Source organism: Cyclobacterium xiamenense (genome assembly GCF_042140265.1).
GTDB lineage: Bacteria > Bacteroidota > Bacteroidia > Cytophagales > Cyclobacteriaceae > Cyclobacterium > Cyclobacterium xiamenense_A.
Genome location: NZ_CP159481.1, coordinates 2,622,557 through 2,645,583 on the forward strand (window position 1 = coordinate 2,622,557; position 23,027 = coordinate 2,645,583).

Annotated in this window: 16 protein-coding genes and 1 pseudogene; 14 read left to right on the forward strand and 3 right to left on the reverse strand. The window is 50.6% G+C overall.

The window, feature by feature from the left end:
- Positions 1-639: 639 nt before the first annotated feature.
- From ABWH99_RS11035 to ABWH99_RS11065, 7 genes and pseudogenes are all read left to right on the forward strand, one after another.
- Positions 640-2,841: a DUF5916 domain-containing protein gene (locus ABWH99_RS11035; protein ID WP_375586329.1), complete on the forward strand. Its 2,202-nt coding sequence runs from the start codon at positions 640-642 to the stop codon at positions 2,839-2,841.
- Positions 2,842-2,995: 154 nt separating this feature from the next.
- Positions 2,996-4,182: pseudogene (locus ABWH99_RS11040) on the forward strand (PQQ-dependent sugar dehydrogenase).
- Positions 4,183-4,355: 173 nt separating this feature from the next.
- Positions 4,356-4,694, forward strand: a complete 339-nt coding sequence (locus tag ABWH99_RS11045) for a hypothetical protein (RefSeq protein WP_375586330.1) — start codon at positions 4,356-4,358, stop codon at positions 4,692-4,694.
- Between the two features lie 95 nt (positions 4,695-4,789).
- Positions 4,790-5,158, forward strand: a complete 369-nt coding sequence (locus tag ABWH99_RS11050; protein WP_375586331.1) for a hypothetical protein — start codon at positions 4,790-4,792, stop codon at positions 5,156-5,158.
- Between the two features lie 187 nt (positions 5,159-5,345).
- Complete coding sequence (locus ABWH99_RS11055) at positions 5,346-6,185, forward strand: MbnP family protein (RefSeq protein ID WP_375586332.1); 840 nt, start codon at positions 5,346-5,348, stop codon at positions 6,183-6,185.
- Positions 6,186-7,226: a cytochrome-c peroxidase gene (locus ABWH99_RS11060; protein WP_375586333.1), complete on the forward strand. Its 1,041-nt coding sequence runs from the start codon at positions 6,186-6,188 to the stop codon at positions 7,224-7,226. It begins immediately after the preceding gene.
- A gap of 1 nt (position 7,227) precedes the next feature.
- Positions 7,228-8,193: a hypothetical protein gene (locus ABWH99_RS11065; protein WP_375586334.1), complete on the forward strand. Its 966-nt coding sequence runs from the start codon at positions 7,228-7,230 to the stop codon at positions 8,191-8,193.
- A 527-nt stretch (positions 8,194-8,720) separates the two neighbouring features.
- On the opposite strand, the gene ABWH99_RS11070 is transcribed toward ABWH99_RS11065, so the two are convergent.
- Positions 8,721-9,086 carry a DUF2200 domain-containing protein gene (locus tag ABWH99_RS11070; RefSeq protein WP_375586335.1) on the reverse strand — a complete coding sequence of 122 codons (366 nt, stop codon included), beginning with the start codon at positions 9,084-9,086 and terminating at the stop codon, positions 8,721-8,723.
- 151 nt (positions 9,087-9,237) lie between these two features.
- Here ABWH99_RS11070 and ABWH99_RS11075 point away from each other — a divergent pair, with 151 nt between their 5' ends.
- From ABWH99_RS11075 to ABWH99_RS11100, 6 genes are all read left to right on the forward strand, one after another.
- Positions 9,238-11,091, forward strand: a complete 1,854-nt coding sequence (locus tag ABWH99_RS11075; RefSeq protein WP_375586336.1) for a ChbG/HpnK family deacetylase — start codon at positions 9,238-9,240, stop codon at positions 11,089-11,091.
- A 434-nt stretch (positions 11,092-11,525) separates the two neighbouring features.
- Positions 11,526-12,347: a sugar phosphate isomerase/epimerase family protein gene (locus ABWH99_RS11080; RefSeq protein ID WP_375586337.1), complete on the forward strand. Its 822-nt coding sequence runs from the start codon at positions 11,526-11,528 to the stop codon at positions 12,345-12,347.
- Between the two features lie 237 nt (positions 12,348-12,584).
- On the forward strand, positions 12,585-15,377 hold the full coding sequence (locus ABWH99_RS11085; RefSeq protein WP_375586338.1) for a DUF6797 domain-containing protein: 2,793 nt from the start codon (positions 12,585-12,587) through the stop codon (positions 15,375-15,377).
- A gap of 29 nt (positions 15,378-15,406) precedes the next feature.
- Complete coding sequence (locus ABWH99_RS11090) at positions 15,407-16,315, forward strand: isochorismatase family protein (protein WP_375586339.1); 909 nt, start codon at positions 15,407-15,409, stop codon at positions 16,313-16,315.
- A gap of 488 nt (positions 16,316-16,803) precedes the next feature.
- Positions 16,804-17,244, forward strand: coding sequence for an Hsp20/alpha crystallin family protein (locus tag ABWH99_RS11095; protein ID WP_375586340.1), 441 nt, complete (start codon positions 16,804-16,806; stop codon positions 17,242-17,244).
- A 35-nt stretch (positions 17,245-17,279) separates the two neighbouring features.
- On the forward strand, positions 17,280-17,474 hold the full coding sequence (locus ABWH99_RS11100; protein WP_375586341.1) for a hypothetical protein: 195 nt from the start codon (positions 17,280-17,282) through the stop codon (positions 17,472-17,474).
- A 579-nt stretch (positions 17,475-18,053) separates the two neighbouring features.
- Here the strand turns inward: ABWH99_RS11100 and fdhD are convergent.
- Together fdhD and ABWH99_RS11110 are read right to left on the reverse strand one after the other, a co-directional pair.
- A complete protein-coding gene (gene fdhD / locus ABWH99_RS11105; RefSeq protein ID WP_375586342.1) occupies positions 18,054-18,902 on the reverse strand; it encodes a formate dehydrogenase accessory sulfurtransferase FdhD in 849 nt (282 codons plus the stop codon).
- Entirely contained in the window at positions 18,899-21,172 is a 2,274-nt protein-coding gene (locus tag ABWH99_RS11110; RefSeq protein ID WP_375586343.1) for an FdhF/YdeP family oxidoreductase, read from the reverse strand. Before ABWH99_RS11110 ends, fdhD begins: the two co-directional genes overlap by 4 nt.
- Before the next feature lie 353 nt (positions 21,173-21,525).
- Here ABWH99_RS11110 and ABWH99_RS11115 point away from each other — a divergent pair, with 353 nt between their 5' ends.
- A complete protein-coding gene (locus ABWH99_RS11115) occupies positions 21,526-23,022 on the forward strand; it encodes a sulfatase (RefSeq protein WP_375586344.1) in 1,497 nt (498 codons plus the stop codon).
- Positions 23,023-23,027 lie beyond the last annotated feature (5 nt).

Here is a 23,027-nt window from a genome sequence, read left to right on the forward strand (position 1 = left end):
TCCAATCACTTTGTGTGATTCAATCCGGCGGCGGTTTTATGCCGATCGGTACGCACATTTTTTAACGGGGTATTACCGGTCATCTTATCGGGAGAACGACACCTTTTTTCCTAAACTCTTGTTGCAACGTTCCCTTGCGCATCTAATCCACCCATACGCCCCAGCCAATATCCGTTTCTGTTACAAATTTCTCGTCAATACAATGCCTGAGCCTGTCGCAGCCGAATCCAGTCCAAATAGGGGGATTCGTTTGAGATTCAAAACCCCACCAAACGGTTCCGTTCAAACGAACGCAGGTAAAACAGGAATCAATCGCCCTACGCGAGAAGCGCTAGCCCGGGAGACCCAGGTTCCAGGCCCGAGGAATCCATTGGCCAAGGGAAGCTGGTTATTTACCCATCTTTTGATGAACGGTTGTAATTTTTGTCTGCGATAATTTATTTTTCAGGCTAAATTGATTATTTGGTGAAATTTGCACAAAGTAGTGTTTAATTTTTAACCAAAAAATCCATTTGATGCAAGCATACATTTAAATTCGATGGTAGAATGGGTGTGGTATTGATTTTATTATCAGGTATTCCCGCCTCATCCCCTTTCGTTTAATTGAGCCAACAGACCATACCAACCACCCCTGTTCGAATGAAGCGTTCCGTTCTTTTCTTTTTCGTACTACTGGTACGCGGTACATGGTCATGGGGCCAGTCGACCAGTGAGCTGCTGGCCGACTATCGTTTTCCAATTCAGCGGGCCGTGGATCCGCTGGTAGTGGATGGGAGACTGGAGGAGGCGTCCTGGGAGGAGGCCGTGGTGGTGGACAACTTTTGGATGCAACAGCCGCTTGATGGGATCAGGGCAGATGCCCGAACTGAGGTACGCATGACTTACGATGCCGATAATGTATACATTGCCGCCATCTGTTACGACGTTCAATCCTACGTGGTGCAGACGCTGGAGCGCGACAAAAGTTTTTTCGAAGGGGATGGTTTTGCGGTCATCATTGATCCGGTAAATAGTCGGACCAACGGCTTTTTTTTCGGGATCAGTCCGTATAACGTACAGTCGGAGGATCTTTTGGGGCCCAATGCTCCCCGTGAACTTACCTTTAGCTGGGATAATCGATGGTTTTCAGCCGTAACCCGGCTTCCTGACAGGTATGTCGTGGAATTAGCCATTCCGTTTAAAACCTTGCGGTTCAAGAAGGACATTGCCACCTGGGGAATCAATTTCATCCGGAACAACATGGCGAAGAATGAGTACTACAGTTGGACGCCCATGCCGGTTAATTTTCGCCTCTACGATCTTGGCTACACCGGTGCGATGCGGTGGGACAAAGCTCCGGATAAAACGGGAACGAATATATCGTTGATCCCTTACGTTACGTCGGGGGCCGTGCAGGATACCGATACCGAAATGACTACCGATCTGGGCATGGACGCGAAGGTAGCCATCACTTCTTCGCTGAATCTGGATTTGACCTTGAACCCGGATTTTTCCCAGGTGGATGTGGACGTACAGCAAACCAACCTGACTCGATTCAATTTGCGTTTTCCGGAGCAACGGGATTTCTTTTTGGAAAACAACGACCTCTTTACCGGATTTGGGCCCAATTCAGCGAAGCCCATTTTTACCCGTCGAATCGGCCTGGACGAAAACAACCGTCCCATTCCAATCGCCTATGGCGCCCGCCTGAGTGGCAACCTAAACCCGGATTTTCGGATCGGCCTGATGAACATCCGTACTCGGGCCACTGCTTCGCAAGCGGCTCAGAATTACAGCGTCGGGGTATTCAATCAGAGCCTTTGGGAACGATCGGTACTCCGAGGCTATGTGACCAACCTGCAAGCCCAAACCGCCGGCAATGGACCCGATAGAACGGATTTTGGTAGAAATGCAGGTTTGGAACTCAACTACCTCAATGAATCCGGGAGTTGGAATTATTTTGGAGCCTTTCACCTCTCCGAAAAATCCCAGATCGGCATGGGCAATTACCGGCAGCTCGGTTTTGAGCACGGAGGTAGAAAATTGAATTTCCGAGTCAATTATTACGGGATGGAAGACGACTATTATGCGGACATGGGATTTATCCCGCAGATGCGTAATTACGATGCCCTGAACGATACGGTATACCATCTTGGCATGGAGCATTTTCACGGGAGGATGGGCTACATCTTTCGGCCCGAAAATGGCAGCAGAATCGTGGCGCACGATATTCAGCTCCGAAATACCATCAATTACTACACGGATTGGTCCTTTATGGACAACGAGTTGCGGCTTGATTACCAAATCAGGTTTCGAAACACCAGCAGGATTGATTTTCAGGCCCAGAGTCTGGATACCCGCTTGTTGTTTCATACGGGCTTTACGGATGGGGAGCCGTTGCAGCCGGGATTGTACCGCTACCCGCGGGTAAGTCTGGCCTATAGCTCCGATACCCGAACCGGCCTGCCTTTCCGTGGGGAATTTGGATCGGGTCGATTTTACAATGGATACCTGACGTCCTACCTGCTCGAGTTAAACCTCAGAAGGCAGCCTTGGGGCCTGTTCGCCCTCTCCTGGGAACAAAATGCACTTTCCCTTCCGGAGCCACATGGGGCATCCACGCTGACACTTATCAGTACCCGGAGTGAAATCAATTTCAGCACCAATATGTTCTGGACCTCCTTTCTTCAGTACAATACACAGCTCGAAAACTTTAATATCAACAGTCGCCTGCAATGGAGGTACCTGCCCATGTCGGATTTTTTTGTGGTGTATACCTATAATTATTCCTTTTCCCCGTTCATCGAAACCCGAAGAAATCAAGCCATTTTGTTGAAATTTACGTACATGTTTACGATATAGCCATCTGCCTAACCTGGCGGACGGTCGTCATCGTGCCGCCGATGTAAGCCAGATTGGTTACCGGTACCCTTCGTCCATTGGTGCCGGGGGCCTGGAGGACGCATCGTTTGTCCCCTGTTCGTCCTTATTGGTTTACAACAAACGATTCTTACCTATGAACCGAATCATCCACTTACTTGCCTGCTGTTGGTTTGTCGCCTTTTTCGCCTGTGTACCGGAGGACTCCGACTCCCCGCCCGATCCGGTCGACACCGGTGAACCACAATTGGTAAATGCCTTCCCCGGGCTATCGTTTAATCGGCCCCTGGAGGTCGTGCATGCGGGCGATGGAACCGATCGCCTTTTTGTAGTGGAACAACGTGGCGTGATTTCGGTATTTCCCAACCAAGCGGGTACGGAGCAGCGATCGGTCTTTCTCAATTTGGAAAACCAGGTGGAGGATGCGGGTAATGAGGAAGGACTGTTGGGCCTGGCATTTCACCCGGATTATGACAACAATGGTTACTTCTTCGTCAATTACACCGCATCCAATCCGGACCGGACCGTTGTTTCCCGGTTTACGGTATCGGCCTCGGACCCCAACCGGGCTGATCCCGGGACGGAAATGGTGCTGCTTGAAATCGATCAACCCTTTTCGAACCACAACGGGGGTCACCTGGCGTTTGGCCCGGATGGATTCCTTTACGTGTCGGTGGGTGACGGTGGCTCCGGGGGCGATCCTCAAAATCACGGACAAAATCCACAGACGCTCCTGGGTGCTATTCTGCGCGTGGATGTGGATGTGGAGCAAGGAAACCTGGCCTATGGCATACCGGCGGACAATCCGTTTGCCGGAAACCAGGAAGGCATCCGGGAGGAGCTATTCGCCTATGGGCTGAGAAACGTGTGGAAGTTTAGCTTTGACCCGGAGACCGGTGCTTTATGGGCAGCGGATGTGGGCAAAATCGCTTTGAGGAAATTAGCCTGATAGAAAATGGCGGGAATTACGGATGGAATACCATGGAAGGCATGGCTTGCTTTTCTCCTTCCTCCAATTGTTCGCAGGAGGGGCTGGAGTTGCCGATTTGGACCTATGATCACAGTCAGGGCGATGTGTCGGTGACCGGCGGCTATGTGTACCGGGGCACAGCGCTTCCCGAATTGGCCGGTCAGTACATCTTTGGCGATTTTGCCTCGGGACGTATATGGGCCATGGATTTTTCGGTTGCAACCGAACCGCAGGTATCCGAATTGATGCAAGCGTCCTTTCCCGTGGCTTCTTTTGGTTTGGACCAGCAAGGCGAACTACTCATCTGCGGCTTTGATGGGAGCATTTACAGGATCGACTATTCGGCTGACTAACATTTCAATACCCTGTTTCGGCTCCTGTCTCGTACCGGGTTAATCCGGATTTCACAGACAACCCGGGTATATTTTTGTTAAAACACTTGCCCAGTCACGTATTCTTTCGTTTTTTTGCGTTTGTGAGAGCCTTGCCACATCTATTGCTAATTTTTACTGTTTTACTGAATAGCATGATCTATTCGGTAGTGGTAGGTAATTACGTAATCAACAAGCAGGAAATTGTAGACCGGTTTTGCATAAACAAAGAAAGGCCGGAGATGCAATGTGACGGGAAATGTTATCTGGCGAAGCAGCTGCGTGCCGAAAAAGACAAAAAAGATCGGGAATCGCAGCATCGTTTTTCCCTGGATTTCGGTCTGTACCTGTTCAACCCTCCTTTCGCCCTGGAGCAGGTGGCTTCCGGTAAATCCGTTGCGAGGGAATTCCGACCGTACCGGATGGCTATTTCCGGGCGCGTTGGTGAATCGCTTTTTGTGCCACCCAAATCCGTATCCCTCTTTCTTTCCTGAGGAGTAGCAAGTCGAACCCTACCGGTTGACTGTTGCCCTATTTTCTAATTCCAACGTCCATTTTCCGAACGTTTTCAAGTAAACCGTTTTCCTTTATGGTGAAGGTTTTATGGCATATTTGTATGGCCTGGGTAATCGTGCTTAACAGCATGGTGTACTCGGTAATCTGCGTAAACTACCAGATGAACAAGGCATTTATCTCGGATTATTTCTGTGAAAACCGGGAAGTACCGCTTTCTACCTGTGAGGGAAAGTGTTACCTGGAAAAAGAGCTTGAAAAGGCTAGCGACCGGGAGGTACCTCTGATAGAATTTCGCGCTGATTTTAACGTATTTGTGCCGGTTACCGCCTTTGGGTACAGGGGAGCGGTGCTGTCTACGCCTACTACTCCCCGATTTTTGCCCTATCTGGACTCTCCATACACGGCGGCACTAGCACGGGAAAAGAAACCACCCAGAATTTGATTTTTATCGTATTGTCCCTGGCCGTTTCATTCCTTAGAGAATGCATTCCATCCGGTCCTTGGGCACCCTCAGGCTCTCGCCTCTGATCACTACACGATCCGTGATCGCAGCAGTGGAGGAGGATTGCTGGGCCCCATATTCTTTTGTTGAACGATCGGCGAAATGCCACAAAAAAAGTAAAAAAATTATGAAACTGAATAGCATTACTGCGGGCAAACTGCTCCTTGCTTGCCTGTCTCTTTTATTGATTGCCTCCTGCCAGGAAAACGAAGACCCCGAAATGAACGAAGTGGGGGAAATGATTGTAAAATTTGATAATCAGGTGGGCAACCTGCCCATGCAATTGCAGGCGGAGGGCAGTGACACCTATCCTTATACCAATGCCAACGGACAGCCGTTTAACATTACGCGTTTCGGATACTACATCAGTCACGTTCGTCTGGAGGGACCGAACGGTGAATTGTTTATCGATGAAATGAATGCAAGTGCCGATGCGAACGAGGTGAAAGGATATTATCAGGTAGTGCAGGGTGACCCGGATTCCTATGCGGTACACCTGCATTCTATTCCCGCCGGCCAATACGACCGAATCCATTTCACCTTGGGAATCAAGGAAGACGGAATCCAGGAAGGGGCCGTAGGTGGCCTACTGGATAGGGCTGCAGGGGCCTGGTTTTGGAATTGGAATTCCGGTTACATCAATCTGCTCTTTGAGGGGCATTCACCTGTTTCTCCGCAAGAACAAAACGCATTGCGCATTCATTTGGGTGGCTGGAAAAACATCCCGGCTGAAGGAGAGCAGCCGCAGCGCTTTTTTGACAACAACGTACAGATTAGCCTGCCCTTCGACGCGGCAGTGACCGTAAGCGAAAGCCTACGTCCTTCTCCCCATATTCACATGGATGTCCTGAAGTGGCTGGAATCGGTAAATTTTGAATCCGTTAATAACGTGCATTCACCCGCGGCCGGTCAGGCGCTAACTCCGACACTCGCGGCGGCCTTTTACGTGGACCATACCCACCAATAAATGAAGGCAAGATGTAATTCCCGGGGCAGCCTCATGCTGGCTGCCCTGATTTACCTGTTAACCGGATGTGCATTCGATGGTGAAGAAAGAACGGTAGCTATGCGCTTTGTCAAACCTACTCATTTTCCAGAACCCCGGTATACCTTTGAAAATAATCCGGTAAATCGGGAGGGGTTTGAGCTGGGAAAGGCCCTGTTCTTTGACCCCATGTTGTCCAGGGATGGATCGGTTGCTTGCGCGAATTGCCACATTCAGGCCCACGCCTTTGCCGATTCCTGGCTTCACCCATTTAGCGTAGGGGTGGACGATCGTGTGGGTACCCGAAATGCACCCCCCTTGTTCAATCTGGCGTTTCAAAAGGAGTTTTTTTGGGACGGCGGGGTGACACACCTCGATTTTACGCCGATTACCGCCATCGAATCCCATGTGGAAATGGACGAACGCATGGAAAATGTGGTGGCCCGACTTCGGGCACATCCTTCTTACCCGGAACGCTTCAAAGCAGCCTTTGGTCAAGAAACCGTAACGGGACCCTTTGTGCTGCATGCGTTGAGTCAATATTTGTTGATGCTGGTGTCGGCAGACAGCCCTTACGACCGTTGGGTTGCCGGCGATCAGGAAGCCCTTGGTAGCCTGGAACTCGAAGGGATGGCTTTGTTTCGCAAGCATTGTGAAAGCTGTCACCAGGAACCGCTGTTTCACGACCAAAGCTATCGAAACAACGGCATACAGGCGGAAATAAAGGATGCTGGCAGAGGGCGCATCACCGAGCGGGATGCAGACCGGGGCAAATTTAAAGTGCCCTCCCTTCGAAACGTGGCCGTCACCGCCCCCTACATGCACAATGCTTCTTTCCAGACACTGGACCAGGTACTGGACCACTATTCGGAAGGCATTCATGTACATCCGAATCTGGACCCGATATTTGCTGCCAATCTTCCGGGTTTATCCCTTACCAATGAGGAAAAGGTCGCTATCAAGGCCTTTTTGCACGCACTTACTGACGAATCTTTTCTAACCAACCCTGAATTTATTCCATAATATGATCCATAAAAAAAATAGTATCCTGCTGTTTTGCCTCTTGTTTGCTGGCTTGTCCTACCAACCCGCCCGGGCCTGTGAGGCCTGCGGTTGTTCCCTGGGAGGATTCAACTTCGGGATTATTCCCCAGACCGACACGCATTTTGTCGGTGTTAAATTCTCTCGGGCGCGGTTTTTCGCTTCGGTAGCGCACACCGGACAGGTCCCGGAGCATTCTCACGATAGTTATTACCGTTGGGACCTGATGGGGCGGTTTGCCCTTTCTGAGCGCTGGCAGCTAAACCTGGTACTCCCATACCTGTATAACGATATGAATGGCAGCCATGAGCAGCATAAGTTGAACGGCATGGGTGACCCCATGGTCCTGATGAACTACAAGCTGCTGCAACAAAAAGCCACTGCCGATGACCAATGGATTCATAATCTTTGGGTAGGAACAGGCGTAAAGGCTCCCGTAGGATCGTTTGCCTACAACCAAAACGAGCAACTGATTAACCCAAATTTTCAGCTGGGAACGGGGTCCTGGGATGTACTTGTTACGGGGAATTACATGGTAAATTACAACCGCTATGGTTTGAATGTGGAGGCAGTATACAAGATGAATACGGTTAATTCCCAGCAATACCGATTTGGTAACAAGGCAAACGGGCAGGCCAACTTGTTTTACAACCTACCCTCCGGGAAACTAAATCTGGTGCCCTTCGCCGGACTGTATGCAGAATACGGAGGGAAACATACCTTTGAAGGCTTTTTTGAGGCTAACTCAGGCGGAAAGGCAGTTTTTGCCAATGCGGGGCTGCAGGTGCAGGGAAAGGGGTTATTACTAAACCTTAATTACCAAAACCCGATCAGACAACGCTTCAACAGTGACCGGCACGTGCATATCGATGCCCGGGAGCGGTTTTCGGTTGCGGTTTTATTTCTGATCAACAAAGGTGCGGGGGCCTCGCCGTTTCGAATTAAATAGCCGCTCAAAAATAGGGCAATCAAAAGCGGAATGAGCTTGTGTACCCATCTGACGGCTGTTCATCCACTGCCAATGAAGGATACTTGGATGGAAGGCGGCCGGTTGGCGGGAGCTATTTGTGTGGATGTCATTTCGGAATGATTACACTTTTCTTCCCGTCGATCAAGGGGTCAGGGGAGGAGGGTTGGTTTACTAAGGTGGGATTGAAGGCTGTTTGTAGTTCTGTGGGTACTGGAAGAAAACGGATACCTTGGCAGATCCATTTACTTGTGAGGTTTCCTGAATCGTCGATAGTCTATTCTACTCACATCCCTGAGAGTTAGATACTCACCGATGTTTTGTCTTCGATCCGAGTATTTGGTATTGAGTTTATCGTTGATGCCGTATGAAATCACTAGTATTGCTGCAACATTCGGAGTTAGCGAGGAGGAGTAGGAAATCCAGGGATAGAGCGTAGCCTTCGTTTTTCAACGCGCGGCAGCTACCCGTTCTACCTGCTTCAGTTCCACAAGCTGATTGATTTCCAGCTATTCGTCCCGCAGAATTTTCTCCATTTTCCGGCCTTTCGCCAGTTCGTCGACCAATTTATCCAGGTACCGTACCTTTTGGGTGAGTGGGTTTTCAATTTCCTCGATACGGTAGCCACATATCAATCCGGTAATCAGGCGGGCATGTTGGTTTAATTGAGCTTCCTGAAAAAAAGTTTCAAAAGTGACCTTTGCCTCAATCAGTTGCTGCTGCTTGCGTTCGTCAAAGCCGGTGAGCCATTCAATGACCCGATGCAATTCCTCTCGGGTCCTTCCTTTTCGCTCGACTTTGTTTAGGTAATGCGGATAGACGGAGGCAAAGGTCATGGTTGCCATGCGTCGATCGTGTTTTTCTGTGGTAGCCATGTGCAAACGATTTTCGACAATTTCCAATTTTATTGTTACTTTGTTGAAGGTACGATTTCTCCGCCAAAAATCACAGCCGTTGCTCCCCGAAATACCGGAGTATATCGTCACACCAGCTCCATTTCTTTACCCATTAAAAACACCGGTTGCCATGATGAATTTTAAAAAATGCCTCTTGTTCCTTCCCTTTTTATTCGTTTCGCTGGTTGCGTTTTGCCAGCTAAGCAGCGGCCCCCGATTGATTGTCAGGGGTGATGATATGGGTTCCTCCCGTTCGGCCAATCTCGCCAGTATCGAGGCGTTTGTGGATGGCATCGAGACCTCTATTGAAGTAATGGCCGTGGCTCCCTGGTTTCCGGAGGCGGCAGCGTTATTGCGGAAACATACCGGCGTTGAGGTAGGACTTCACCTCGCCCTTACCAGCGAATGGGATGGCATCAAGTGGCGCCCCCTGAGCCATTGTCCCAGTTTGACGGATTCTGACGGATACCTTTTACCAATGGTACGACCCAATCCCAACTATCCGGGCCTTGCCATTACAGAAAATCCCGGGAATCTGCAGGAGGTGGAACAGGAATTTCGCGCCCAGATCGAACGGGCATTAAAGCACATTCCGCAAATCAATCATCTAACCGGTCACATGGGATGCACCAGCTTCCATCCGGATGTGGCCAAAATGGTATCCGGGTTGGCTGCCGAATACGGCTTGTTGCTAATTGACGGAGAGCTTATGCAAGAGTTGGGGGTACAGAGGGCTACGTATGCGGGACCGAAAGAAACGTCGGAAGAGAAAGAGGCCTCTTTTATCCGCATGCTGGAAAACCTGGAACCCGGAAAAACCTACCAGTTTGTCGATCACCCCGCCTACGACAACCTGGAAATGCAAGGTGTAAGCCATGTTGGCTACGAAAATGTGGCCGAGGATCGGCAGGGAGTCACCGATACCTGGACCAGCAGCCAAATCAGGGAAGCAGTGGCCCGAATGGGAATCGAACTGGTCGATTTCAATACTATCGCGAACGCTCTGCCCAGAAGCGATCCGGAATCGGAAAGTGTCAATCCGCAGGCCATTGACGCATACCTCGAAGCCGTAACGGCCCACAAACAGGATCTTCATAGCCTCATGATCCTTAGAAACGGCAAGGTGGTGTTCGAAACCTGGTTGGGAGACAATGCGGCCACAAAGCCACACGTGATGTTTTCTGTCAGTAAAACGTTTACGGCAACCGCCATCGGCTTTGCCGTTCAGGAGGGCCTGTTGGACGTCTCCGATCGGGTGATATCCTTTTTCCCCGACAAACTGCCGAATGAGATCAGTCCAAATCTGCAGGCAATGGAAATCCGGCATTTGCTGACCATGACGGTCGGTCACGATGTAGACCCTACCGGTATCCTGCGGGAACGTGCTGATTCGGACTGGCTGGAGGCCTTTTTGGCCTTTCCAATTCCCCATAGACCTGGAGAACAATTTGTCTACAACAGCCTGGCCACCTATCTGTTGTCGGCGATTCTTACTAAAGTGACTGGTGAGCGACTTTTAGACTACTTGCAAGCAAGGCTTTTCAGGCCTTTGGGAATCTCCGGTGCTTCCTGGGAAGAAAGCCCACAAGGCATTGCTATCGGAGGTTGGGGACTGAAGGTGAGGACGGAGGACATGGCCAAATTGGGACTGTTTTACCTGCAAAAAGGAGAGTGGAAAGGGAAACAGCTGCTTGCCGAATCCTGGTTTGATGAGGCGACCGCTGCCCGGGTGCCTTCCCTTCCCGCCGGGGCAAAAGAAGAGAACCTGAAAGTGACCGCAAAGGATTCGGATTGGTTGCAGGGATACGGCTATCAGGTATGGCGCAGTCGCCACCGATTGTACCGGGCAGACGGACGCAATGGACAGTTTATCCTGGTACTGCCGGAGAAACATGCGGTAATTGTCACGACAGCCAATATCCCGAACATGCAGGCCGAACTCAACCTGATTTGGGAGCATTTACTGCCGGCTTTTGAAGAATAAGGTAGCGGCAAAGACGGTGATCAACTAAATCGACTGGATTGGAGGAAATGAAGAGTAGGGTCGGCAGGGAAAAAAAATACGCTACCAAAAGTCTGCCCGGGAAATCCCGAACACTCAATACCTGATTTTCGGACGGTTGAACGAAAATCAGGTGGGCGGTTTTTAGCAGGAAGGGTGCAAGCGCTAGTGATTTGTATCAGGCCCTTTGGACCGATGATGGCAGAAAAATTGCAAAAATTGCGGTATCCCAGTTTTTCCCACTTTTCCCCACCATTGTATCTGTTTTTCGAGGTTACTGCTGAATAGCTTCAGGCTTTCGGATGGGAATTGCTTATCATCGCGGAGAAAAATAGCCTGTTTTTTTTGTTTTGATGCATTTATTTTGGAGATTTCCTTTCACCCATTAACCCATACCCCTAAAACCAGTACAGGACATGCCGATCAAGTTTTACGCGCCCTTGTGGGGCAACACGCTCTCGTTTAAAGAATTTTGTAAAAATGTCGCAGAGGCCGGGTACGACGGCGTGGAAATGGACCTTCCGCTGGAAGCATCGGCAAAGCGTGAAGTGCTGGATACATTAAAAGAGTACGACCTTGAATTAATCGCGCAATATTACCAGTCCTTCGAGCCCGAACCGGCTGCGAATCTGGAGGCCTACCGTCGCTACCTGGAACACTTACTCAAGGCCGCCCCGGTGGCTGTAAACTGCCAAACGGGCAAAGATTTTTTTACCTTTGAGGAAAACGCACCCCATTTTTCGCTAGCCAGGAGACTCTCCGAGGCATCCGGGATTCCGATCACCCACGAAACACATCGCGGCAAATGCCTGTATGCGGCTCCTGTGGCGGCCAGCTATTTTGAAAAAATTCCGGACCTCCGCATCTGTTTGGATATCTCGCATTGGTGTAACGTGCACGAATCCTTATTGGAAGACCAAAAGGAGGCCGTAAACCTGGCTCTTTCGAGAACCGATCACATTCATAGTCGGGTAGGATTTGCTGAAGGGCCGCAGGTAAACGACCCCCGGGCCCCGGAGTGGAGCGATGCCTTGCAGGCACACCTGGGCTGGTGGGATCGGGTGGTGCACCGGCACCGGAAGGCCGGCACCGTTCTGCGGATTACCACCGAGTTTGGTCCGTTCCCTTACATGCCCTCCCTGGCCTATACGCAAATGCCGGCCGGTAATCAGTGGGAAATCAATGTGTACATGCTCCATTTGCTAAAAAACAGGTACCAGGATACTTCCTTGGGTTGATTCGCAAAGGCAGCGGCAGAATAAAGCAAAAATGCGCGAGAAAAAAGTTGGCTTTCACCTGTTCCTTTAGGCTTTTTTCGGTCGTTTCAAGTCCAATTCTTTTCCGCTTGTCATGGAATCGGGGTTTCCTTCAGTATCCGCGTATACCTTCGTCCCCTAAATTTTTGTATTTGAAACTTTTGGCAGTAATTTCGAAGGCCAATGGCGCCATCGTAGTATAAGTTGTCCAACAAACGCATGAAATACGTAAATTCTACCTTTCCCTTCCTGAAAATTACAAGCAGCAGCCAATGGGGCTTGCTCCTTTTAGGTGCTACCCTCATTTTCTCCTGCCAGGAGAAGGTACCCGAGAAAAAGATAACGGAAGTCGATTTTGAAACCGAAGAATTTGGTTCCTTTGTTGAACCTGGGTTTCCCTTCATTACCACATCCATGGACGGTCGGGAACTGGGAGAAGGTTTTCCGGAGAACAATATTTCGGCCCGGGTGTTGGCCCTTCAACTGGGCAATGAAGCCTATGCCTGCTTTGACACCGACATGTTGCGCTGGACGGTGGCCTGGACCGGGGAGTTTATGCCCATGGTCACCATGGCTCAAATATCCTACGATGATTTTCACAATAAAGGAAACCAGATTCCCAAAATCGCCGGCGATCCCAAGCTGGCTACCGGGAGTTATCCGGGCTGGTCTTCCGGGCAGCCGATGTTCTCGGATCCCCGAACCCCCTCTCCCCATCCAAAGAGCCCTCCCTGGGGAGCGATTCCAGCGGAAATCGGGCGGTATGAGGGGATATATACTCTCGGCAGGCAGGCAGTAATTGCTTATACGGTCGGTGAAACCCGCATTCACGAACTACCTGGGAGTTTGAAGCAGGGAGAAATGACGGCATTTACCCGGTATTTTAACGTTTCGCCAGCCGATGTCCCCCTTTTCCTGGTAGCAGCCGAAGTGACGGGTACAGACCGGGTCGAAGTGCGGGAAAATACACTGCTGATCCATCGGGATGGAGAAATTACCGGTCTAGGACTTTCGCCGGGTAGCTCCGGCCTGCGCCTGGCCGTATACGAAGACCGGTATCTGGTAGCCGAAATAGCCCCCCATGTGGAGGCGATCGAATTTGGATTGCTGGTATGGAAAGGGAGGGCGGAACAATTACCTGATTTTGAAGCCGCGACGGTTGAATTTGACGCGACAATGCCCGCTTTTGATCAGGGAGGTCCCGCTTATTGGTCCGAAGTGGTGCTCACGCAGGGTCGTGTTTCCCCGGATACGGCTGCTTTTGTGACGGATAGACTTACTCTGCCCGTTCCCAATCCCTGGAAACGGAATGTGCGTTTGGTGGACATTGGCTTCTTCGATGCAAAGAAAGCCGCGCTGGTTACCTTCGAAGGAGATGTTTGGATCATGGAAGGTATTGACGCCGATTTAAACCGGTTGTCCTGGTCCCGTTTCGCCTCGGGGCTTTACGAACCACAGAGTTTGGAGATTGTGGATGGGATGATTTACGTATATGGGAAAGACGGGATTACCCGTCTGCACGACCTGAACGGGGACGGGGTGGCGGACCACTACGAGAATTTTTCCAATGCCATGGCGCAGTCCATCGAGACCCGGGAATGGGCCTCCAGTATGGTGGCCGATCCGCAAGGAGGCTTTTACGTAGCCAAATTCGGTGCGCTGGACATGGGGCCGGAGACTTCTTCTCCTAAATCCCTGATGGGTTTTCGTTCTGCTTCGCACCAGGATGGATCGATACTGAAAGTGTCGGCAGATGGGCGGTCCGCAACACCGTTTGCTACGGGATTCCGGGGGCCTTACCTGGGGATCCACCCGGAGGAGGGCTGGTTGACCGGTTCGGACCAGCAGGGACATTACATGCCTTCCACTCCGATCATGTTGATTCGGAAAGGAGATTATTTCGGGGTCCCCGCCACCGCCCACCGGGACCCTATTCCCGAGATCGCCCCTCCTATCACCTGGATTCCTCACAATCAGGACCGCTCGGGGGTAGGACAGGTCTGGGTAACAAGCAGCGAAATGGGCCCCCTAAATGGACAACTCCTCCACCTTTCTTACGGTAGGCCGGGCTTGTTCCAGGTAAAAATCGATAGCGGTTCGCAGGTAGTTCAAGGTGGCGTGAATGTCATCCCGGGTAGCTACCCGTCACCAACCATGAAAGGAAAAGTCAATCCCGGGGATGGACTGGTGTACTATACCGGGTTTTCTCTTTGGGGGCACAATTCGGAAACCCTGAGTGCCCTGCACCGCCTGCGGTACACCGGAAAAGAGAATTACATGCCCCGGGAATACAAGGTCCGGGAAGGTGGTATCGTCCTGCGCTTTGATCAGGAGCTGGATCCCGCCGTAGCGCAGGACATTGCAGCCTACCAGGTAAAGCGCTGGAATTACCAGCGCACGCAGAAATACGGATCGGGGCATTACAAGTTGGACGGAAGTGTGGGCGAGGAGCACTTACCCGTATTGGAGGCGGTGCTGTCTGACGATGGAAAAGGGGTTTTTCTAATCGTGCCGCAGATCACCGAAGTAATGCAGATGGAGGTGGGCTATACACTGAAAACGAAAGCGGGTGTTAGCTGGTCGGATAAGGTATGGATGACCGTAAACGAGGTAGTTCGGCCAAATTTGCTGGCGGAAGGGTTCAGTGAACTAAGTGAAGCAGATTTGAATCAGGAATACGATGCGTCCTTGCTGGCAGACAGGGGAGCCGAGGCAGCAAACGCGGTCCGGGGAAAGGAGCTTTTTATGAATTACGGATGCATTGCCTGTCATGCGGTGGAAGGTAGCGGGGAGGGCAAAATCGGCCCGAATGTAAACGGGCTATATGGATCCGAGAGGGCCTTTACGGATGGGTCCACTGCGCTGGCAGATGAAGGTTACCTCCGGGAATCCATCGTGGATCCGGGAGCAAAAGTGGTACAAGGCAGGGAAGGAGAGATGCCTTCGTTTTTGGGTGTTTTATCTGAAAACGACATCACTTCCATTATTTTGTATTTTAAAACCTTAAATTAATAACGTATCTTACCGAAAAATCCGGTACGATGAAACCTATCTTTTGTGTATTGTTAGCGGTTGCTCTTTTCTCCTCCTGTCGTTCAGGAAGCAATGAACGCGCTGCTACTTCTATTTCCGATTCAAAACGGATACAGGTAAACCTCCGAAAACAGGTGGCTATCAACAGTGAAAACGTAGCCTGGGAAACCAGGGAATACCAGGAAGACTGGGACCCGGTTAAAACCGCGTTTATCGTAACTGATATGTGGAACGAGCATTGGTGCGAGAGCGCCACACAACGAGTAGGGGAGTTGGCACCTGCCATGAACGCCACCATTGCTGCAGCCCGGGAGATGGGGGTCACCATCATACACGCACCCAGTGGAACCATGGATTTCTATGCCGATGCCCCCCAGCGAGTCGCTGCGCAGGCGATGCCCTATCATGCGGCGCCGGAAGCATTCCCCATAAACGATTGGTGCTATCTGGACCCAGATACCGAAGCGCCTCTACCTATTGACGACAGCGATGGGGGCTGTGACAAACCTTGTTCCAACGGTGAACCTTGTGAGGAGCGAACGGCCTGGACCCGGCAAACACCGGAAATAACGATTGAGGAAGGCGATTTCATATCGGATCAGGGCCAGGAGATTTTCAATATCATTCAGTCCAGAGAGATCAAGAATATTGTGGTGATGGGCGTGCATTTAAATATGTGTGTGTTGGGAAGACCTTTTGCCATTCGGCAAATGGCAAATCTAAATAAAAACGTCGTATTGATGCGGGACATGACCGATACCATGTACAACCCGGAAATGCCCCCCTATGTCAGTCATTTTAAGGGAACGGAATTGGTCGTGGCCCATGTGGAGCGCTATTGGGCACCCTCCATGCAAAGCACGGACTTTACCGGTCAGCAGGCCTTTGCCTTTCAGGAAGCGGCAGGGGAGGAATGATGCGGGCAGCCTTTTTTCATTCGCGCGATAAAAGCAATTTTCGAGCTTTATTGCACGCTCAGGCCATTATTGTTTTGTTAAATTGATTTCGCTTTTTGATTCAAAAAGTGATCAATTCATAACCCCCTACCTATATCCGAAAAATCTTTAGTGTTGCGCTTTGTGGCCCAAAGAAGGGCAACCGCAACTGGTTTAGGATTCCATTGCTATTGTATTTAGGTAGCCAGACGGCGGCCTGACGCTTCCTCAGTCCCTGTGTAACTGTAATTTCTGACATTTTTTCAGTGTTTTTGATTTTCGCGCGAGGAGCCAAACCGTTGAGCTTGGTGTCATATTGACAGCGGCACAGGTGGGGAAGCGGTGCGATGCAAATTGGCATGTGATTTGAATTCCATGGAAAAAAATGGTTGACGGTTGTTGCCGGAATTTCGGCAATTTGTAACCCATTGAATCGGTTTATTTGATGTTTTACTTAAAACGTATACGCCATGGAACAGGTAATCAGTAAAAATGGATGGAAGCCCACAACGGGCTTGTTTAATGATTTGGTAGCCGGAGATTGGATCCAAAGCAATCGACGGAGGTGGAATACGGCTTTTGTGCCGATGGTGAATATTCTAGAGTCCGACGAAGCGTTCCGTATCGAAATGGGACTCCCGGGCATGCATCGGGAGGACATAAAGGTGGAGTTGGATCAACAAGTGCTGAGCATCAGCGGAAGTGCGAAACAAAACCCTGAAAAAAATCAGGAACAGTACCTCACCAAGGAATTCAACTACCACTCCTTTACCCGCTCTTTTCAACTCCCCGAAACGGTATCTTTGGAGGGAATAGATGCGCGGTTTGACAACGGCCTGTTGACGCTTACCTTACCGAAACGGGAAGAAGCCAGGCGGAAACCCATAAAAATCATCGATATTTCCGAATGAACACCAATGGTTTTATCCCTTAAAAACAGTTACAAATGATGCGTATGTCTTATTTGGATTACTACAAAGTGATATTAGAAAAGGTTCGTTTTGATTATGGCCTGGTGAAGAAGGAACTTCACAAAGCCAATCAGGTGCTGACCGGAGAAGAGCAATCCCGTTTGAGAAAATGGATGCTTCAGAACGGGCTGGTATTCGAATCAAGGGGTCCCTTGCAGGCAGGTACCTGAAAAGGGAGAATCCGGAAGGAGGGAACTCCCCAAGTCGCTTCTTTGTGTGGATTAAATAGAAGGATGCGTACGAATTCCAACTGCGCAGGTAAAACGCTTCGAAATTAAGCGCTTCGCTCTATGTTTTGAGTTCACCGTAGGAGTGGCTGTCCGCATATTTATAGTGACTTATTTTTTTACGGTGCAAGCTCTTCCCGATATTCGGGACGGAATGTCCCGAATCTTGACCGATGATTTGGCCTAAAAAAAGGCCCAGCTCAGCTGGGCCTTTTTTTGTTCCCGTCTTCAAAGGGTCCATTTCTCCGTAATTTTTCCTGCCAGAGTGGAGGGATTCACCGCCCGTATTCCTACCCGCACGACATCTCATACAGCTGCACCGGTCCTCCTGAAAGCAGGGACGGAAGGAGGTGTGGAGTAAGCTTAAAGCAGGTTGCTACACCTTGAAATCCACGAAAATGCGAGAAAAATACCCCGATCCGGGTATTTTTAGAAATGTCTGACGCCCTACCTTTATGCCGGGTGATAAGTAAATTTTTCCATTGATCCTGGAGAGCATTGTTTTGGTTATTTTTTTGCTCTCTACTGTATTCGCTCCCAGCCACTGTAGCTATTGAACCGGTCTTTTTTCAAAAATCCGATCAAGGTTTGTTTTTTCTCCTGAGCCAGACGTACCGCCAGGCTGCTGGGCGCTCCCAATGCTACCAGCACCTGAATACCGGCGTTGACTGCTTTTTGTACCATTTCGAAGCTCACCCTGCCGCTAAGTAGCACGATTTTGTTTTCTGGAAGCGCGATTCCCTGGCGTAGCGCGGCTCCGATCAATTTATCCAGCGCATTGTGCCGGCCTACATCTTCCCGAAGCAGGAGCAGGTTTCCGCTGGCATCGTACAAGACGGCAGCGTGAAGCCCGCCGGTATGGTTGAAGCCGGTCTGTTGGGCATCCAGAGCTTGTGGCAAGGCTCGAATCGTATCTGCTGAAATTTTCCATCGACCATCGAAAGGCAAGTTCTCTGCCTGACAGCTAACGGCGTCAATGGCCGTTTTGCCACAAACCCCACAACTGGCATGAGTAAAAAAATTTCGTTCCAGGTTTTCGAGGTTGACCGGTAGGTTACCATGCAAGCGCACCCGGATCACATTTCCTTCCTCTTCCGGCTTCACCCGTTGGCAATAGCGCATCCACAATAGGTCCTTTTCCTCTCGGATGATCCCCTCTGCGTACAAAAATCCCATAACCAGGTCGAAGTCTTGTCCGGGGCTGCGCATGGTGACCACCAGGTCTTTCTCCTGCCATTTTCCCCATTTTTCATACTCCAGGCGGATCTGTAGTGGTTCCTCCACGGCAATTAAATCCGATAGGGTTTCGGTACAGGCACCCAGTTGTTTTTTGATTTCCCAAGGCATGACCAGTCCGGTTTTTCCGCTCATGGGTTCATGCGTTTGAGGTGAACTTCTACGTACTTGGATGCCGGACACTGGCTTTCGCCGGATCGGTTTCCGAGCGCCACCAGCACGTTTCCTTCGGGAAAGTAGACGGCCAGGCAGCCTTTGGTAATGGCGTAGGGAACCACTTGAAATCCTTCCAGGATTCGTTCTTCCCCTTCAAAAACACTGATGAGCTTTACCCGATCGCCCGTGTTGCATCCGTATTCCGCCATGTCTTCGGGATGCATCATGACCACCTCCCGGCTATCCGCGATTCCACGGTAGCGGTCGTCGTAGCCGTAGACGGTGGTATTGAACTGGTCATGGCTGCGGATGGTCATCAATACAAACGGTGTCTTTGGCGCTGAATCCGCTGGCAAGGGATTGACCGTCAGTTTGGCTTTTTGGTCGTCCGTATGGAAGATACCTTGACGTGCTCCGTTTGGAAGATAGAAGCCGCCGGGAACACGTGCGCGTTGGTTGTACCGCTCAAAACCCGGAATGACTTCTTCGATCTTATCCCGGATTCGGTTGTAATCGACCGACATGCCCTCCCAATCCGTCGGATTGTCTTTTCCCAGAACAGTTCTGGCCAAGCCACAAATGATGGCTACTTCGCTTTTGAGCCGATCGGAAGCCGGTTCAAGGTCCCCCTGAGACATGCGCACCCGACCAGCGGTGTCTTCCGTGCTGACCCATTGCGCTCCCGCAGAACTGATATCTTTTTCCGTCCGGCTCAGGCAAGGAAGGATTAGCGCCGTTTTTCCATGAATCAGGTGGCTACGGTTTAGCTTTGTGGAAACCTGAACGGTCAATTCGCATTGCTGCAGGCCCTGGAATACCTTGGCGGTATCTGGAGCGGCTAAGGCAAAATTGCCACCCATTCCAAAAAACACACGGGCCTGCCCGGAGAGCATGGCTTCCACCGAAGCTACCGCAGCTAGACCGTGGTGCCGGGGAGGATCGAAAGAAAACGCCTTTCCCAGCCGGTCCAGAAAGCTATCGGGCATTTTTTCCCAAATGCCCATGGTCCGGTCACCCTGCACGTTGCTATGGCCTCTTACAGGTAGCGTCCCGGCTCCTTTTTTTCCAATGGCTCCCTTTAGCAAAAGAATATTAACGATTTCGCGGATGGTATTTTCCGCGTTGCGGTGTTGGGTGATGCCCATGGCCCAGGCGATGATGATTTTCTTGCTGGAGGCAAGCAGGTTTGCCGCCTCCCGGATTTTTTCTTCCGGTACCCCACTGGCCCGGATCAGTTGTGGAAGGTCTATTTCCTGTAAATGGCGCACCAGCGCTTCATAGCCGCTGGTTTGCTGCCGGATAAAGGCACGGTCCAACACCTGTCCATCGCTGGCGGCATCTTCTTCCATCAGTATTTTCAGTAGGGCTTTCAGGAGGGGCAGATCACCGTTCAGTTTTACCTGCAGGTGCAGGTCATGAATAACCGTTGGTTTGCCCACCCATTCCCAGGGTTTTTGGGGGTTTCTGAATTGGATCAGTCCCGTTTCCGGAAGGGGGTTTACCATAATGATTTTGCCCCCTTTTCGTTTGAGTTTTTCCAGGGAAGTGAGCATCCGGGGAGCGTTGGTTCCGGGATTTTGACCGAGAACCAGCAGCAGTTCGGCCTCTGGAATATCGGCCAGGGTCACAGATGCTTTCCCAATGCCCAGGGTTTCCGAAAGTGCTTTTCCGGAGGCCTCGTGACACATATTGGAGCAATCGGGGAGGTTGTTGGTTCCAAATTGGCGGACAAAGCACTGGTAAAGGAAAGCCGCTTCGTTGCTGGTGCGGCCGGAGGTATAGAACAAGGCCCGATCCGGGTGGTCCAGGCTGTTGAGTTTTTCGGCAATGAGTGAAAAAGCGGCTTCCCAGGAAATGGGACGGTAATGGCTGCCGTTTTCTTCCAGCACCATGGGTTCGGTCAGTCGGCCCTGCTTTTCCAGCCAATGGTCGGATTTTTCAATCAAGTCACGAATGCTGTATTGCGTGAAGAAGGAAGGTGTTATTCGTTTGTAGCCCGTTTCCCAGGCCACCGCCTTTGCTCCATTTTCGCAGTACTCCGCCAGTTTCGAAACCTCCTCCGGGTCAGGGTCTGGCCAGGCACAGCTGGGACAATCAACGCCTTTGGGTTGATTTAGCGTAAAGAGCGTTTTTACCCCACGGCCGATATGGGTTTCCTCCCATAGGTAATAGGCCACGGACCGGATGGATCGTGGACCTGCAGCGGTTTTGGGAGGGGGGCTAAGCTTGACGTTTCTTTTTGGGCTCATTTTTTAGATCTATGGTGGCGCAGGTAAGGTTAAAGAAAAGCAAACTTTATAATATTCCCATAACCCTTGCCAAAAATTATTCAAAAGGGCTTGGGCTAAAAAATTGAATTTATCGGCATCAGGCATTTGCAATCGAGGAAGTGGTCGGTTTGGCGTAGTTTCGCTACATTTTGAGGAACAGTTTGAAAATTGGGGTTTTTCAGCGATTACTTGTGTATAACCATCGGGATACGAGCTGTAGGGACGAAACCATTGATTTTTCAGGATCAACCGAGCGTAATTTTAATTTTAGCGATTTCCCCCTATATTTAAGCCAGTACTTCGCCCGTATTTCCAGATTAATCGATTACCCGATGACCAAAAACTACGCTTGCATCTTTTTCTGCCTTTGTCTTGGCATTTTCTTCTCCTGTTCCAAACCGGCAGCCGAAGAAAAGCCCTACAATATCCTGTTTATCGCCATTGACGACCTGCGCCCCGAACTGGGGGTATATGGCAATGACATCATTCAAACCCCAAATCTGGATGCCATCGGTAATACCGGATCCGTTTTTCTCAACCATTACGTGCAGGTTCCTACCTGCGGCGCCTCCCGTTGCAGCATTCTCACCGGTATGTTGCCCCGTACTACCCAGCATTTGCGAAACACGGCCATTGAACAGTTTCTATCCAACGAGCCTGAAAAGGAACGACCGGAAAGTTTTGTGCACCACCTCAAAAGAAACGGGTATTACACAGTGGGCATAGGAAAAATCAGCCATTCAGTGGATGGCTTGTGGTACGGCTACGAAGAAAGTCCCGAAGGAGCCAAAATGGAAATGCCACACAGTTGGGACGAGATGTTGTTTGATGCCGGTAAATGGGGAACCGGGTGGAATGCCTTTTTTGGCTATGCAGATGGCTCTAACCGGCAGGGGATGAACAAGCAGGTCAAGCCCTACGAAGCGGGTGAGGTGGACGATCTGGGCTATCCGGATGGGCTTTCCACCCAGCTGGCCGTTAATAAAGTAAAAGAACTATCGGAAAAAGGCCAGCCATTTTTCCTGGGATTGGGCTTGTTTAAGCCCCATCTGCCGTTTACGGCGCCAAAAAAATACTGGGACCTGTACAACCGCGAGGATATTCCACTTTCTCCTTTTCCTGAATTACCCGAGAACGTTCATCCCAGTAGCCTTCAGGAGAGTGGCGAATTCAACCAATACCAATTGGGCGAGGAAAAAGCAGGTCTGGACCGGAAACTTTCGGATGATTATGCCAGAAAGCTTCGGCACGCCTACTATGCCGCCGTTAGCTATAGCGATGCTCTGGTGGGAAAGGTGTTGGAGGCCCTGGAAGAAGAAGGACTGGCAGACCGTACCATCATCGTGGTCTGGGGTGACCATGGCTGGCACTTGGGAGACCACCGGGTCTGGGGGAAACATACCACTTTTGAAATGGCCGTCCGTAGCCCCTTGATGATCAAAGTTCCGGGAATGGAAGCGAGAAAGATTGGAAGCGAATTGCCTGTCAGCAGCATCGACCTGTATCCTACCTTGATGGAACTGACGGGTATTTCTACCAATTTCCCATTGGATGGGCAATCGCTCCTTCCCCTGATGAAAAACGGGCGCGACGGCCAACGTGCGGGCTTGGCGTTTAGTTACTTCAGAAACGGGATTTCCATGCGTACCGATCGGTACAGGCTCACCCGCTATTTCCGGGATGCACTACCCAACCTGGAGCTGTTTGATCACCAAACCGACCCCATGGAAACGAAAAATATTGCCGGGAATTCCCCGGAAATTGTTGCGGAGCTGTTGCCGCTATTGGAAAAGGGAAATACCGGCTTGTACGGGGATAGGGATAATTGACCTTA